Below are 14,964 nucleotides of genomic sequence, written 5' to 3'. Positions count from 1 at the left end.
GGTCCACGGTTCGAGTCCGTGTGGGCCCACCATACTCAAAGCCGCGCATTGCGCGGCTTTTTGCTGTCTGCGAGAAAAACAGCTGGACCAGTCCTTCGCTGGCACCTGGAAAGCCTTGGTGCGGAAAACCGGCTAGCCGGCCAATGCCAAAGCCTTTCGCACCAAGCGCGACGCCGAGGACTGGGCTCGCCGCACAGAAGACGAAATGGTGAGGGGTGTGTACATCCAGAGAAGTGGCTCCTAGCGAATAACTCTGGCAATGGCCTTGAAACGCTATCTGGCTGAGGTCAGCCCGACAAAGAAGCCGGCTACTCAGGGCGCTTAGGCAACCAAGGCTCAGCAGTTGATAAGCCATCTGGGCAAGTATCCAATGGCAGCGCTCTCTGCAGAGATCATCGCCAATTACCGAAATACGCGCCTAGCCCCTATCACCAGTCGTGGCAAGTCAGGAAGGGGGGTTGGAGCTAAGTTTCAACCCGGTGCTTAACATCCGAAAGCCGAGCCCAGGCGAAGGCAGAGATCGGCGCCTATCTGCGGAAGAGGAACGTCGGTTGCTGGCTGTCGTAAACGCGCACAGTAATCCAGCGCTAGGCTGGATTGTTCGAATCGCACTGGAGACCGGCATGCGCTCGTCAGAGATAACATCCTTGCGCCGGCATTAGGTTGATCTAAAAAAGCGTGTGGTGCGCCTCATAGAAAGCGTAAAACCTCGATAGGCGCCGAAGCATTGTGCCACCATGACATATACCGTTAAACTGGGCCAACTCTAAATCCTAAGATGATGAGAAATGGACTTCGTTGTACTCATCAAAAGCAGGTGCTGCAGGCTTAGCTCGCTGAGCTTTTTAGCAATACTGCCAGTCACGCTCAGGGCGTTCAAGAAAGAAACATTGACCGGAGGGGTAGCAGCTTGGCTCAGCGCTTACCATCACGTCCTACCGTAGCCCGCGAGCAATCGGGATATTCGTGCTGGAAAAAAATTGGTACTTCTGGAGCCTGATGGCGAGCAGCGGCGGAGATGTCCATGATCTCCACAGATAGCAACTCAGCTTCGATCCTTAGCGCGTCACAAACTCGGCCCGCAACAAACACAGCTAACCGATCAACCGCTTTATAATATGTGCGAGCTTATTCCCACATGAAAACCTAAGAGCCATCCCATAGATTTCGCACTAGCAATGGTTTATTACCATTTTTCAATGGTTGCAAGACCACAAGGAATTAATGATGCGCAGGGAAGAAAAGCTTAGACAATTTGATATAAGAACAAGAAACCAACTAAGGGCGATACTAAGCGATAAAGACGGAAACGCTATTACACGCTTAGCCAAACTCAGCAAGAATTTTGGAAACGCACAACTCAAAGCTTTAGAAGCCATTTTAAATAGCTCAGCCCTGACAAAAGCAGTAAGAAAATCTGATTTATTTCCAAGAAACCCACCTTTTTTTGACACTCTTCAAGAGTATAGAAACTTAGATCTCAACGAATTACTAGGTAGCATTGAAGACAGCACGCGTACAAATAGAAAAAGGTTACTTCAGCTTACCAACTCACTATATAACATAGACTTATTATACTCCACCAAAAGTTTTTCGGCTTGCGTAGAAAAAATAATTGAAACACTGAAACATGATGGCTGGAGCCACTCACTGTTAAGACGCATAGTTCTTATACGAGAGAACCTTGAAGAGGGAAACGTTGACGAGCGAATTGAGAAGCTAATACTACAGGCTGGAATTAAAGGAGTAGTGACATCATCATTAATCCACACCTACACTCAAGACCAGAGTATTTTAACAAGTAAAAGAGCTGTTCTGAACATTGTGGATCGAGGCACCATAAACCGTTACACCCGGACTCTATCAAAACTTAGCATTCAACCATTTGCCTCCTCTGTAAAAGATTTTGAAGAATATCTAAAAGAGATATTAAAATGTTCTCTACTCGACGCTATAATTCTGATAAAGTTCAACAGACACTTTCTTAAAATAGAAAAACTTCCAGCAATAAATGAGATCGCGGACACTCTCGGCCAGCCTAGGCTTTTCGAAAATTTAATAAACACCTACGACGCTACAGCAAGCGAAAGTGAATATATTTTTTTCAAACAAAGCAGTGCTTGGCTGGAATATGAAACAGTTAGAGAATATCGAATCTTAACTGACAATTACTACGACACTTCACGTGAACAGACAGACTTGCTACCTGGCGAGCTGAAAGAAAAGCTATCTGCCTGGATCGGTAACGGTACCGATCTGAATGAACTCGTGGGGGACTCCCAGTTTACGAAACATAAGCACTCTACTTTAGCCAATCTTGAGATGTCAGGTAATGTTACTAGATCCGCGCTATTCAATTACTGGCTCACTGAATCAGAGGGTCAGATAGGTTTTAATAAAGAAGACCTACTTACTCTTATGGGGCTGACTGGCGAGCTTGCTCGTACGGTTCCTATTAATTCGGTTCGCACAGCAGCCAAGCTCGCCAAGGACGAGTTAGTCAAATTAATCTTATTTCTGCTTCTTGGCAAGCGAAGTAAAAACGAACTTGATAGCTTCCTTTTGAGAAAACTCTTAGAAGACATAGCGTTCAAATATCACGAAGGCTCACTAGTTAAGCTCGTGAAATACTACGAAGACTCTCATCCATATATCGCAGAATATATATATGATATTGCTACTGAGGATTTCTTAGCGAAGCTTACTAAGCTCGCACCACATCGTGCTGACATTCCAGAAATCCGAGCATCATTACACGAATGGATGGCTGAATTTACCAAGGACGAGCACTATTTTCAGCGAGCTCGCGCTGTACGAATTGATCATCAAATCAATAGAGTTCGAAACGAGATTGATGACCATCGAATCTATGTCGACCCGTCTCGCTTTTCCTCATGGATTGAAGATGAAATGATGATTGAGCTAGGTAGCGCTCTTACATCAACGGGACTGGGGAAAAAAGGCACATCTGTCACCTGTGACGAGACAATAATTTCGATGGTGATGACTCAGAGCTATAATGCGTTTTGTTCTAATGCAGTATTCGGTATCGCTTCATACATAGGCCGCAGAATTCGCCATGGCACTTTTCACGGACATGTATATTCGAGCGTTATAAACTCGGTAGAAAAATCTACAAAATTCAAGCCTTTGTTTGAAAACTCGCAATTCACAGCCAAGTGGAACACTTGGAAAGATAATTATAATAATGCTATTGAAAAAATCATCACCGAACGTTTGCATGTTCACTCAAAATCTAAGCCATTAGGGCTTCTGACGCCCGAAATGTATAGCTCCAGCAAACAAGATGTACTGGCGGCCGCCGTCACAAATATCAGCAATAGCTATGTTGAAAGCGCGTCAACTGCTGATGTTAGCCCAGTCATAATCGATTATTGCTGGCGTCTTGCAGAGCTAGATTTGGTAGCAGTGATTCGCTACCTGAAAGCACAGCAAACACCGTTAAAAAATGAAAAGTTTTTGCACGAAGAGTTGGTTCCAATTGCAGCAACAGTCAATAATGCACTTGCAGAAACTTTCAGAAGAGAGTTGGAAATAGCAATTGATAGAAAACTTTCCACAATGCTGGGTTGGTTTAAGCGACCGTCGATTGTAGCACCCAAAGCGTCAGTATCTTTGCTTTTCGCTGCAACGGTTGCAGAAGTAAAAGACACAATACCAGATTTTGATCCGGGAAACGCTGATCCTGGGGAGGAGGACATTGAACTTGTCGGAAATTTCTATCATTTAATTTACGACTCCCTTGCTATTGTAGTTGGCAATGCGGCCAAATACGCAGATCGTAACCGACCACTCAAACGAAAGTTTGAAATAATCCCAGGAGTTAAAAAACACTTAATTATAGAAATTAGCTCTTTCATTAAACCAACGGACGACCCGACTGAAATATCACTGCAAATAGAAAATAGAAAAAATGCGGGTTTTCAAGATGCAAATCTTTACGACAAAAAGAGCGGCATATCAAAATTGCTTCTTCTTGCAAGCAATCGTCCGGACTTTGAGCTTGACCAATATGCAGTCTTAGGCAACGAAGTACAAGCGAGGCTCGTATATGCTCTTGAACATTGACAAACTGAAATGCCTGGTCGTCGAAGACGATCAATTCAAAATGGAAGGCATTCGCTCGCATTTAAGCAGCATATTTAAGTTAAAAATAGAAATAATAGAATGTCAGGCACTTGCGTCGGCGACTGCATTATTAGCATCACAAATATTTAACCTGGCAATCATCGACATGTCCATTCACAGCCACGAGCCTCAGGCTGGAGCAGGTTCCCCATTCCCTCTGTCTTCGGGCGGGCTAGATGTATTATTTGAAATAGCGAGTACTTCAAACCATACCCACTGTATTATTCTAACTCAGTATCCTGACATTGAGATAGAAAGCCTTCCGATACCTGTGAACATGGCCAAACAGGAAATATCAGATAAGTTTGGAATAGAGGTTGCTGGTTGCGTACGATACGTTGAGGACGATGACCAATGGAAAATAGATATCATTGAGATACTGGAGCAACTATGAATATCTTGATACTAGAAGATGAAGACGAAAAATATGAACAGATTCATGCGTATGTTATTGAAATCAAACCCGACGCTGTCATTCAAAGAAAGAAGAACTGGCTAGATTACGCACGCGCGGTTTCTGATGTACGTTTCGATCTAATACTTCTAGACCTGCTAGTACCGCGTTCAGCTAAAGATAATTCCATTGAAGATCATCATGAACAATTAGTTGAAACCACACGAGACTATCAGAGCAAATCTTTTAAGACGCCGGCTATCGTTTTGACTCAACATGCCCTCGATGATGGAGATTTTGTGCACGACCTTAATCTAGTTGATATCAATGTCATTCCGTTCAATGATCATGGTAAGTGGCGAGAAGCTCTGAAGATAAAATTGATGGCGGCTCAGCCAGCAAAAAAATTCGATGTGGTCATTGTATGTGCGTTGGAGAAAGAAGTCGATGCATTCGAAAAGCTCACTGATACTTGGGGATCGGTAACTACAATTTCAGGCCTAAGTTGCCGAGAAGTCAGGATTGGTAATTATAAATCTGTAATTGTTCGAGCGAACCGCATGGGACTCGTTGGTGCTGCAATCGCTGCTGCTTTCGCACTGGAAAGATTCGAGCCCCGGCTGGTATGCATGAGTGGAATATGCGGCGGTGCTGCTGGAGAATCACAGATATACGATTTGTTAGTGACTCAGAGCTGCCATCAACATGACGCAGGCAAATGGAGCACAGAGGGCTTCAAATCCGAGCACTATGACGTGCAGCTTGAAGTGGACGTGCATAACAAACTGGTAGAGGTAGCATCAGGGCCGACAATGTCGACTCTCCAAGCCAATCTAGATCCCGGCAAGTCAGAATTGCCGAAAGGCAGCGAGCGAGTGACTTGCAGAATTGTATCTGATGCGATCACCAGCAGCGGCAGCGCCGTAATCGCCGAGGAAGGCAAAACCTCTACATTGAGGGTCGGGCAGCGAAAGCTAACGGGGTTTGATATGGAGATTTACTCCATCTACGAGGCCGCTAGGCATGCTCGTAAACGTACTGCTTTCTTCGCGGCGAAGGCTGTCGTCGATGACGGCGGCAAGAATAAAGGGGACGCTTTTCATCGAATCGGCTGCCTCCTCTCCGCCAAATTTGTGGTGGCCGCAATCCGCGCTGGAACTGCTGATGTCTGGGGAGAGTGAGCGTTTGGCAACGCAGACATTTTTTCGAAGTCGGTGCTACCGGAGCAAACCGGTCATTACTAAAACTGGATTGGCCTTGCTCGCCTTTAGCACCAGTCCTTTTGGGCCCTTAAAAGGTACATCTGCGGTACAGCACCAAGCTTTTGAAAAACCTGCTCAATTACGCTTAGCTCCAATAAATGCACTACTTTAAGCTAATTGTACATAGGCTAGGTCACACGAGTTTTTGCTTAGCTTTCAGTGTTTCTAGGCAACTCATAATCCTTCAGTCCACGGTTCAAATCCGTGTGGGCCCACCACCTTTGAAAGCCAAGCATTGCGCGACTTCTGTGTGTTTGGACGATTCAATTGCAGCTCATCTGGTATCTATAAAAGAAACGCATAAACACCTCCCCCAAAAGCAATCCGTCGCAGCACACGAAACAGAATCTACCAGACCTCACCATCCCTACCCCACTGCCAAGCCCACCGGACTCCTGAGCCTCAGCAACCTGCTCACCAACCCCACCATGAGCCCAACCCGCACGGAAGTATCCTGAGTCATTGACCCTTTCAATCAGTTGATCAAAACATCCGATTAGCCATCTTCCGAAACATTCCGTAACGTTCTCGCTTGGTGCGACAGATGCGCGTACCGCTTGAGCTTTTAGTCCTCATGCTCAGCCCACGACCACGCACGAGCCCATCATGTCTCTGAACACCCCGCAGCAAATTGCTGAAATTGCCGTCGAAAGCGGCGTCAAGAAGGCTCATTTGAGCCTTTCCTCGTTAATGATTCTGGGCTTTCTGGCAGGGGCTTTTATCGCTCTCGGGTTTCTCCTCGACATTCATGTCAGCACCATGATCCCCCACGAGTGGGCGTCGCTGGGCAATCTGCTTGGCGCTGTGGTGTTCCCGGTCGGGCTGATTCTGGTGGTGCTCGCTGGCGGCGAGTTGCTGACTGGCAACATGATGAGCCTGCCAATGGCGCTGTTCGCCGGGCGTATCGGCCTGGGCCAGTTGGTGCGTAACTGGGTGCTGGTGACGCTGGCCAATCTGATCGGCGCGCTGTTCGTCGCCTATTGTTTCGGCCATCTGGTGGGCCTGACTGAAGGCCCCTTCATGGCCAAGACCGTAGCCATCGCCAATGCCAAGGTGGGTGCCAGTTTTGAACAGGCCTTCATCTCGGGCATCGGCTGCAATTGGCTGGTGTGCCTGGCGGTGTGGCTCAGCTACGCGAGCAAGGACGTGATCGGTAAAGTGGTCGGCATGTGGTTTCCGGTGATGGCATTCGTCGCAATCGGCTTTCAGCACATCGTCGCCAATATGTTCGTCATACCTGCAGCGATCTTCGCTGGCGCCTTGAGCTGGGCGCAGTTCGGCGACAATTTCGTTCCGGTATTTTTGGGCAACGCGGTGGGCGGCGCGGTCTTCGTCGGCCTGGCCTATCATTTGGCGTTCTTCAATGCGGCAACCCGGCCTGCTGAGCTGTCCAGGACCAGCGGCGCACAAACACCGGAATAATCCGATCCAACGCCATACAGACGCTGCGGTGATAATAGATCATGATCGCAGAGCGAAAAGCTCTGCGGGGGGCTGCGGGGATTAGCGTCGATGCGACTCAGCAGGCCGAAAACCCTGATAGCGGAGAGCACCGCCTGAGCTCAGAGGACGAGATCAATCAAGGTGCCGTGCGCCGCTGAGTTGATCGCGCGGATCGGATTACGCGCGCGTCAAAGCAGACGCCACAACGTCTCACGCGTCGCAGGACTGAAAGTCAGTGACTGACGATCCATGACCCTCCTCAGCCCTTCGCCAATGTGAGCGTCCGGCATGGGACCAAAGCCATGCGTTCTGAACCACGGCCCGTTCCAGAGCGGTTCACGAAAAGTCGTCAGGCTTACTCCCTGAACCGGAATGTCACGCGCATACGCTACAACGGAGGACAGCAGAGCTGTCCCGATGCCATTGCCCGAAGCGCGAGGGTCAACGGAGACATTGTCCAGGTACAACAAACCATCGAGAAGTCGCGAGGCTGCGAAGCCAATGATTTCATCACTACTCTGATCGACAGCAACGACCACCCGGCAGACCTGGAATCGGTCTGCGCTCAGCGCAGGAATGTCGGCAACGTGAGCCAGTGAGGGAATTGTCTTGTAGCGAGCCCGGGCCTGCGCCGAGATACGCATCAACTCTTGTAGATCGCTGTCTTTCGACAGGCGCAGGTCATATGCGATCACCGTTTTCTCCTGATTATTGCGGCTAGCGTGAATAACATACGAAGCCCGACGTCGATGGATTTGAACAGCCTGCGACGTAAAGCCCACAGCCACAACTGGACGATGAGCCGAATAGCTCGCACATTCGGCTCATCTCATGAGCCGATTAATCCTCTTATTCGGCTCACCGCACAGGTCAAAGTGCTCAATCGCCTGCTTGACGGTGGCGGGCGCAGTACGCGCTATCAGATCAATTGGCCTACGCGGTAAAGAATTCCGGTACGGCTCCGAAAACCTGTCGGACCTACTCGAAAGCCATGGAAAGGAATCCCATGAATTACAGCGCCATCTTCGCCCCGGCCATCAACATCATGACGTGGTTGCTTCCCGCCTTGCTGGTGCTCTCACTGCTCAAATCATCATGGGCCAAAGGTCATATTGGCGAGCTGTGGGTACGCCTGCTTGCGCACTGGAAACTGGATAAAGCCGTCTATCGCCGCGTACACAATGTCACTCTGGACACGGCAGACGGCACAACGCAGATCGACCATGTGTTCATCTCGCCCTTCGGCATCTTTGTGCTGGAAACCAAGAATATGCGTGGCTGGATTTTTGGTAGCGAACAGCAGGCGCAATGGACGCAGAAAATCTACCGACAGACACTCAGGTTCCAGAACCCGTTACGGCAGAACTACAAACACCTCAAAGCACTGGAAGCGACTCTCGGCGTAGACATGGCCTGCCTGCACTCGGTGATCAGTTTTATGGGGGACAGCACGTTCAAGACGCCAATGCCCGTGAACGTGACCCATGGAGCAGGCTTCATTCGCTATATCCGCTCGTTCCAGCAGCCGGTCTTCAATGAAGCGCAGGTGGAGGCCCTTGTGAACGCACTGCTAACCAACCGACGACAACCCAACCGGGCGACCCATCGTGAGCACGTGCGAAACCTCAAGCGTCGAGGATGATTGCTAACGCTTCAAGCGTGCCCCGCTGGTCGCGGTGACCGCAGCATCCAGTTCTGCTCCAGCAAGGAACTGGCTGTAATAGTCATGCAATTCAGCTTCCCAACCCGCTACTTCATCCAGCGCGGCTTCGGCTTCTGACCTGCTCAGTCCAAAGTGACGGTACTGGCTCAACAGGTTACCTCGATTGAGCCGCGGCCCTTCGATGCCGACGGACATGGCGAGTGCCTGAGCAGGCCCTACGTCCAGTATCGGCAATACGTCGTACATGGGCGAAAGCCGCCAGGTGCCGTCTTTCCAGATAACCGCGTGGTTGCGGGGATGGTCATCGGCGTTGCCGACCAGCACGTTGTAAGCCATGCGCCGATACAACTCTCGCCGGTCCTGACCCGGGGCACCACGACGATAGAGCTCATCAGCGAGCGCTGCGTATTGCCAATCAGGATGGCTACGCGCTTTCCACTCGGCATCCAGAAGAGTCAGCCCACTGAGCATCGGCAGCCTTCTGAAACGGCCGGTCTGCTCATCAAACGTCCGGTCGAAGCGCTCGATCAGAAGCGTATTGATTCTTTCGCCACGGTATAGGGAGGTGTTGGCTGCCTGAAGCCCTTTAAGCCCTGCGAACGTCATGCAGGCATGTTCCACAGAGGGCAGATCATAGTGATCGAATGTATCCCTAGGCTTTGCCAGAATCAGTTTTTTGTCCCCCAGATAGGTACGCTTTGGACGAGCGCCACCCGCTGAAGATCGCTGATCCCTGACCTTCAGGGCTTCCAGTTGCTCGGCACTGAGCTGGCTGTCATAGATTGCTTCGCAGGCGTCGATGAACTGATCAAGACCTTTGGCGTGTAAGGCTTTCGGAGGCGTCTGACCCAACCCGGGCTGCGGCTCGCGAGCCACGCCAGCCATGATATTGCCCGCTCTGTCACCGTTCGGGGATTTGAGCAGCAGTTGAATAGAATCCAATGGGCCCCTTTCGACGCGGTGCAACAACCGCTCTCCCCAGCCATCGGGCATGGCGTCATCAATGAAGCCGGGCACGCCGCCATTTTTAGTTACAGAATAAGAACGCGTGGACAATGGATACCTGAACGGATCCGGCACCCAGATATTTTCCTGCACCGCGTCAGGCGAATACTGAAACGTTCCGACCCCGGCCAGAATCGTCAGTTTGCCCAGCGTAAGCGTCTGTCCACTGACAGGGCATTCCATGTAGATGTAAGCCTGAGCCATCAGAAGTCCTCCGGCTTGTTCCTGGGCAGACGAACCCGCTTACGGTCAGCGGCCTCAAGCTGCTCCACACTGAACGATGCGTCTTCCCTGAGCCCCTGAAACAAACGCTCCGACACACCCAGGGCCCAGACCACCAACATAAAGTCGCGCAGCGATACGCCGTCTGCGCTGCCGGCTTCGATACGGCGAAACGTGCGCAGCGAAATACCCAGCCGCTCGGCGAGGTCAATCTGGCGGACGCCTTGTTGCAGCCTGGCCTGCTTCACCAGCAGAGCAATCCGCAAAAGCGTGTCAGTGCTTTGAACGGGGAAAAAAGCCTTCATCAGCAGTTACCAGCAAGCAGACACGAGGATCAACAAAGTAGCACATTCGTAATCATGAACGCGGAGATAATGAATCACGAAATCACACTTTAAACCTCATAAAGCGGCATATAAAGCAACCTTAAATAGCCTTAAAACTGCCTTTCGCCACCCGAGGAGCGCCTTTACTGTCCGATAAGCCAGGCGATAGTGCTCGTGCTGATCGGCAACAATCTCCACCCATCTCCTGTCAGATGTGGCTTACTGACAAATACCATCATCCAATCAGGGATTTCTTCCCTACCCTCGCGGTCTCTTTACGCATGACGAATTCGCGCTCTGCTTTCATACCCTCCTGGCTTCGCCCTGTTCTGCGTCCTTTGCTGGACCCGTATCGCCGTTACCGGCATGCGCGGCTGATCCATGCGGCGCGGATTGCCATCGGGCTGCTGGTGACCATCCTGCTGACCACGGGCCTCAACCTGCCGCATGGCGAGTGGGCGTCGGTCACCATGCTGATCGTGATCGGTGGCTTGCAGCACCACGGCAACATCGGCAAGAAATCCGTGGAGCGGGCCTATGGCACGCTGATCGGGGCCGGGCTGGGTCTGATTGTGGTGGTGCAGCAGGGCTATCTGGAAATGCCGCTGCTGACCTACGCGATGATGTCGGTGCTGTGCGGTTTCTTCGCTTACCACGCTATTGGCAAGGGCGGGTATACCGCGCTGCTGTCGGCGATCACCCTGTTTATCGTGGCCGGGCACGGTTACAACCCGATCAGCGACGGGCTGTGGCGCACCGTGGACATCCTGATCGGTATCGCGCTGGCACTGGCGTTCTCCTTCGCGCTGCCGTTGTACGCCGTGTTTTCCTGGCGCTACAACCTGGCCAGCGGCCTGCGTGACTGCGCAAAGGTCTATGGGCGCATCGTGCAAGGCCAGCCAGTCACGGCTGATGAGCATTTGAAACTGACCGCCAGGCTCAACGCGACCATGCTGCAATTGCGCTCGTTGCTGCCGTCGGTGTCCAAGGAAGTGAAGATGTCCATGGTCGAGCTGGACGCCATTCAGGGACATTTCCGGATGTGCCTCAGCACGCTGGAAATTCTCGCCAACATTCGCCCCGCGAACCTGAATCAAATAGCCGACGAGTCGTTGAAGGCATCGCTGGACGGTGATTACCGACAGATTCGCCGCCAACTGATCGGCATGGCCCGTGCCCTGCAAACCGGTGCGACCGAACGTCTGGCACGCACGACGGAAGCTACCGAAACGCCAGCGATGCAGCCGGTCATTCCTGCCGAACTGATGGGCTATCACTTGATGACTCAACAGTTGGGGCACAACCTGGACGGGTTGCAGGCGCGTCTTGCCAAGACCGCCAAGCGCTGGAAGTTTTAAGGAAATGCCCGTGCCTGACACACGTCCACCCGCGCTGGATGAAATTGATCGCAAACTGATCGCCGCCTTGCAAATCAATGCACGTGAAAGCGTTGCCATGCTGGCTCGCCAACTGGGCATCGCGCGCACCACAGTGACCTCGCGGCTGGCACGGCTGGAAAGCAGCAAGGCGATTACCGGCTACGGCGTGCGCCTTGGCCAGCGGGTGGTCGACGGTGGATTACAGGCGTATGTCGGCATCACCGTGCAACCCCGGTCGGGCAAGGAAGTGCTGCGCCGCCTGAGTGCGCTGGCACAGGTTCAGCAATTGTGTGCGGTCAGTGGCGAGTTCGATTACGTGGCCTGGCTGCGCACCGACTCTCCTGAACAGCTGGATGAGCTGCTCGACCTGATCGGCAGCGTGGATGGCGTCGAGAAAACCACCACATCAATCATCCTCAGCAGCAAGATTGATCGCGGGCAGCCGGTCTGACTGCGACAAGCAATCATGCCGAACCCTACAAATCGCAGCGACGCTTCGTCACTTCGCACAAATAACCATCATAGTGACGACACTTTGCGTCTTATTAACGCGCGCGTCATTCTCTAGACTGTTGTTTTTCGCCGTTGCCTACCAAGGTCAGTCATGAAAACCAATCGTCACCCCGCCAACGGCAAAAAGCCGATCACCCTGTTCGGCCCGGATTTCCCCTTTGCCTTCGATGACTGGATCGAGCATCCGAAAGGTCTGGGCAGTATTCCGGCGGAGCATCATGGCGCGGAAGTAGCGATCGTCGGTGCCGGTATCGCCGGGCTGGTGGCCGCTTACGAACTGATGAAGATGGGCCTCAAGCCGGTCGTATACGAAGCCTCGAAAATGGGCGGTCGTCTGCGCTCGCAAGAGTTCGAAGGCGCCAAGGGCATCGTGGCCGAACTGGGCGGTATGCGTTTTCCAGTGTCTTCGACCGCATTCTTTCATTACGTCGACAAGCTGGGCCTGGAGTCCAGGCCGTTTCCCAACCCGCTGACGGCGGCGTCCGGCAGCACTGTTATCGACCTGGAAGGCACCACGTATTACGCCCAGATGCTCTCGGACTTGCCTGCGCTGTTTCAGGAAGTCGCTGACGCCTGGGCTGATGCACTGGAAAGCGGCTCGCAATTCGCCGACATCCAGCAGGCGATTCGCGACCGCGATGTGCCGCGTCTCAAAGAGCTGTGGAACAGGCTGGTGCCGCTGTGGGACGACCGCACGTTCTATGACTTTGTCGCCACCTCCGAAGCCTTCGCCAAGCTATCGTTCTACCATCGCGAAGTGTTCGGCCAGGTTGGTTTCGGCACAGGTGGATGGGATTCGGACTTCCCCAATTCGATGCTGGAAATCTTCCGCGTGGTCATGACCAACTGCGACGAACACCAGCACCTGATCGTCGGCGGCGTGCAGCAAGTACCGGTCGGGCTGTGGAACCATGTGCCGGAACGTTGCGCACACTGGCCCAAGGGCACCAGCCTGTCATCGTTGCATCGTGGCGCACCGCGTACCGGCGTCAAGCGCATTGCCCGGGCCGAGGACGGCAACTTCAGTGTCACCGATAACTGGGGCGACACCCGGCAGTATGCGGCAGTGCTGACCACTTGCCAGAGCTGGCTGCTGACCACCCAGATCGAGTGCGAGGAATCGCTGTTCTCGCAGAAGATGTGGATGGCGCTGGACCGCACACGTTACATGCAGTCATCAAAAACCTTCGTGATGGTCGACCGGCCGTTCTGGAAAGACAAAGACCCGGAAACCGGTCGCGACCTGATGAGCATGACCCTCACCGACCGCCTGACTCGCGGCACTTACCTGTTCGACAACGGCGACGACAAGCCGGGCGTGATTTGCTTGTCCTACTCATGGATGAGCGACGCGCTGAAGATGCTGCCGCAGCCTATCGAAAAGCGCGTGAAACTGGCGCTGGATGCGCTGAAGAAGATCTACCCGAAAGTGGACATTGCGGCGCGCATCATAGGCGATCCGATCACTGTTTCGTGGGAAGCCGACCCGCATTTCCTAGGTGCTTTCAAGGGTGCGCTGCCGGGTCATTACCGCTATAACCAGCGCATGTACGCGCACTTCATGCAGCAGGACATGCCCAGCGAACAGCGCGGCCTGTTCATCGCCGGTGACGATGTGTCGTGGACGCCAGCCTGGGTCGAAGGCGCGGTACAGACGTCGCTGAACGCGGTGTGGGGCATCATGAATCACTTCGGTGGCAAGACCCACGCCGACAACCCTGGCCCTGGCGACGCGTTCCATGAAATCGGCCCGATTGCGCTGGCTGACTGACAGAAGGAAAACACCATGCGCGTTGCGCTGTATCAATGCCCTCCCTTGCCGCTGGATGTCAGTGGCAACCTGACCCGACTGGAACAGCAGGCTATCGTAGCCGCGGCACAAGGCGTGCAGGTGCTGATCTGTCCGGAGATGTTTCTGACCGGCTACAACATCGGCGCACAGGCAGTCAGTGAGCTGGCACAAGCGCAGAATGGCCCGGCGGCGACGCACATTGCCGCCATTGCCCAGGCCAACGGCATCGCCATCCTGTACGGCTATCCGGAGCGCGGGGCCGATCAGCAGATCTACAATGCCGTGCAACTGATCGACAGTCATGGCACACGCCTGTGCAACTACCGCAAGACGCATCTGTTTAGCGGGTTGGACAAGTCGATGTTCACGGCAGGCGAGGATCATTTCCCGGTGGTCGAGCTGAACGGCTGGCGACTCGGCTTGTTGATTTGTTACGACGTCGAGTTTCCCGAAAACACCCGCCGCCTGGCCTTGGCCGGTGCCGAGCTGATTCTGGTGCCGACGGCGAACATGGTGCCTTACGATTTCGTCTGCGACGTGACCGTACGGGCGCGAGCGTTCGAGAATCACTGTTACGTGGTGTACGCCAACTACTGCGGCAGCGAGGGCGAGATTGTCTATTGCGGGCTCAGCAGCCTCTGCGCCCCGGACGGCAGCCGCCCGGCACTGGCAGGCCCGGATAAAACACTGATGATCGGCACGCTGGACAAGGCACTGTTGACGCAAGCCAGAAGCGCCAATGACTACTTTGCGGATCGTCGGCCAGAGCTGTACGCGTCACTGAGCAAAAGCCAGAGCTGACGCTGCATGCACAGC

12 protein-coding genes and 1 pseudogene are annotated in these 14,964 nt (G+C 52.9%); 10 read left to right on the top strand and 3 right to left on the bottom strand.

Features of this window, described 5'->3' with window-relative positions:
- Positions 1-82: 82 nt before the first annotated feature.
- From I9H07_RS02035 to I9H07_RS02015, 5 genes and pseudogenes are all read left to right on the top strand, one after another.
- Positions 83-659: pseudogene (locus I9H07_RS02035) on the top strand (site-specific integrase); the annotation flags it as partial.
- A 568-nt stretch (positions 660-1,227) separates the two neighbouring features.
- Positions 1,228-4,089: a hypothetical protein gene (locus I9H07_RS02030; protein WP_236432207.1), complete on the top strand. Its 2,862-nt coding sequence runs from the start codon at positions 1,228-1,230 to the stop codon at positions 4,087-4,089.
- On the top strand, positions 4,073-4,543 hold the full coding sequence (locus I9H07_RS02025) for a hypothetical protein (protein ID WP_236427106.1): 471 nt from the start codon (positions 4,073-4,075) through the stop codon (positions 4,541-4,543). Before I9H07_RS02030 ends, I9H07_RS02025 begins: the two co-directional genes overlap by 17 nt.
- Positions 4,540-5,724 (top strand): hypothetical protein, encoded by a 1,185-nt coding sequence (locus tag I9H07_RS02020; RefSeq protein ID WP_236425581.1) that lies wholly within the window; start codon positions 4,540-4,542, stop codon positions 5,722-5,724. Before I9H07_RS02025 ends, I9H07_RS02020 begins: the two co-directional genes overlap by 4 nt.
- Positions 5,725-6,411: 687 nt before the next feature.
- A complete protein-coding gene (locus I9H07_RS02015; protein ID WP_058825170.1) occupies positions 6,412-7,227 on the top strand; it encodes a formate/nitrite transporter family protein in 816 nt (271 codons plus the stop codon).
- Between the two features lie 209 nt (positions 7,228-7,436).
- Here I9H07_RS02015 and I9H07_RS02010 read toward each other — a convergent pair whose 3' ends face one another.
- The gene (locus I9H07_RS02010) at positions 7,437-7,940 is read right to left on the bottom strand and encodes a GNAT family N-acetyltransferase (RefSeq protein ID WP_236425582.1); all 504 of its coding nucleotides are present in this window, start codon (positions 7,938-7,940) and stop codon (positions 7,437-7,439) included.
- Between the two features lie 314 nt (positions 7,941-8,254).
- Here I9H07_RS02010 and I9H07_RS02005 point away from each other — a divergent pair, with 314 nt between their 5' ends.
- Positions 8,255-8,890, top strand: coding sequence for a nuclease-related domain-containing protein (locus I9H07_RS02005; protein WP_236425580.1), 636 nt, complete (start codon positions 8,255-8,257; stop codon positions 8,888-8,890).
- A 3-nt stretch (positions 8,891-8,893) separates the two neighbouring features.
- Here the strand turns inward: I9H07_RS02005 and I9H07_RS02000 are convergent, their stop codons facing one another.
- The gene (locus I9H07_RS02000) at positions 8,894-10,120 is read right to left on the bottom strand and encodes a type II toxin-antitoxin system HipA family toxin (protein ID WP_236425579.1); all 1,227 of its coding nucleotides are present in this window, start codon (positions 10,118-10,120) and stop codon (positions 8,894-8,896) included.
- Positions 10,120-10,443 carry a helix-turn-helix domain-containing protein gene (locus I9H07_RS01995; RefSeq protein ID WP_024673943.1) on the bottom strand — a complete coding sequence of 108 codons (324 nt, stop codon included), beginning with the start codon at positions 10,441-10,443 and terminating at the stop codon, positions 10,120-10,122. The genes I9H07_RS02000 and I9H07_RS01995 overlap by 1 nt, the downstream gene beginning before the upstream one ends.
- A 302-nt stretch (positions 10,444-10,745) precedes the next feature.
- Here I9H07_RS01995 and I9H07_RS01990 point away from each other — a divergent pair, with 302 nt between their 5' ends.
- From I9H07_RS01990 to I9H07_RS01975, 4 genes are all read left to right on the top strand, one after another.
- Entirely contained in the window at positions 10,746-11,822 is a 1,077-nt protein-coding gene (locus I9H07_RS01990; RefSeq protein WP_024673944.1) for an FUSC family protein, read from the top strand.
- A 10-nt stretch (positions 11,823-11,832) separates the two neighbouring features.
- Entirely contained in the window at positions 11,833-12,294 is a 462-nt protein-coding gene (locus tag I9H07_RS01985; protein ID WP_024673945.1) for an Lrp/AsnC family transcriptional regulator, read from the top strand.
- 153 nt (positions 12,295-12,447) lie between these two features.
- Positions 12,448-14,127 (top strand): flavin monoamine oxidase family protein, encoded by a 1,680-nt coding sequence (locus I9H07_RS01980; protein WP_236425578.1) that lies wholly within the window; start codon positions 12,448-12,450, stop codon positions 14,125-14,127.
- 15 nt (positions 14,128-14,142) lie between these two features.
- Positions 14,143-14,949, top strand: coding sequence for a carbon-nitrogen hydrolase family protein (locus tag I9H07_RS01975; RefSeq protein ID WP_236425577.1), 807 nt, complete (start codon positions 14,143-14,145; stop codon positions 14,947-14,949).
- The last annotated feature ends 15 nt before the right edge of the window (positions 14,950-14,964 follow it).

The sequence above is a fragment of the Pseudomonas syringae genome (assembly GCF_023278085.1).
In the GTDB taxonomy this organism is placed as follows: domain Bacteria; phylum Pseudomonadota; class Gammaproteobacteria; order Pseudomonadales; family Pseudomonadaceae; genus Aquipseudomonas; species Aquipseudomonas syringae_Q.
The sequence above is the reverse complement of the archived record's forward strand: the minus strand, read 5'-3'. Positions and strand labels throughout refer to the sequence as shown.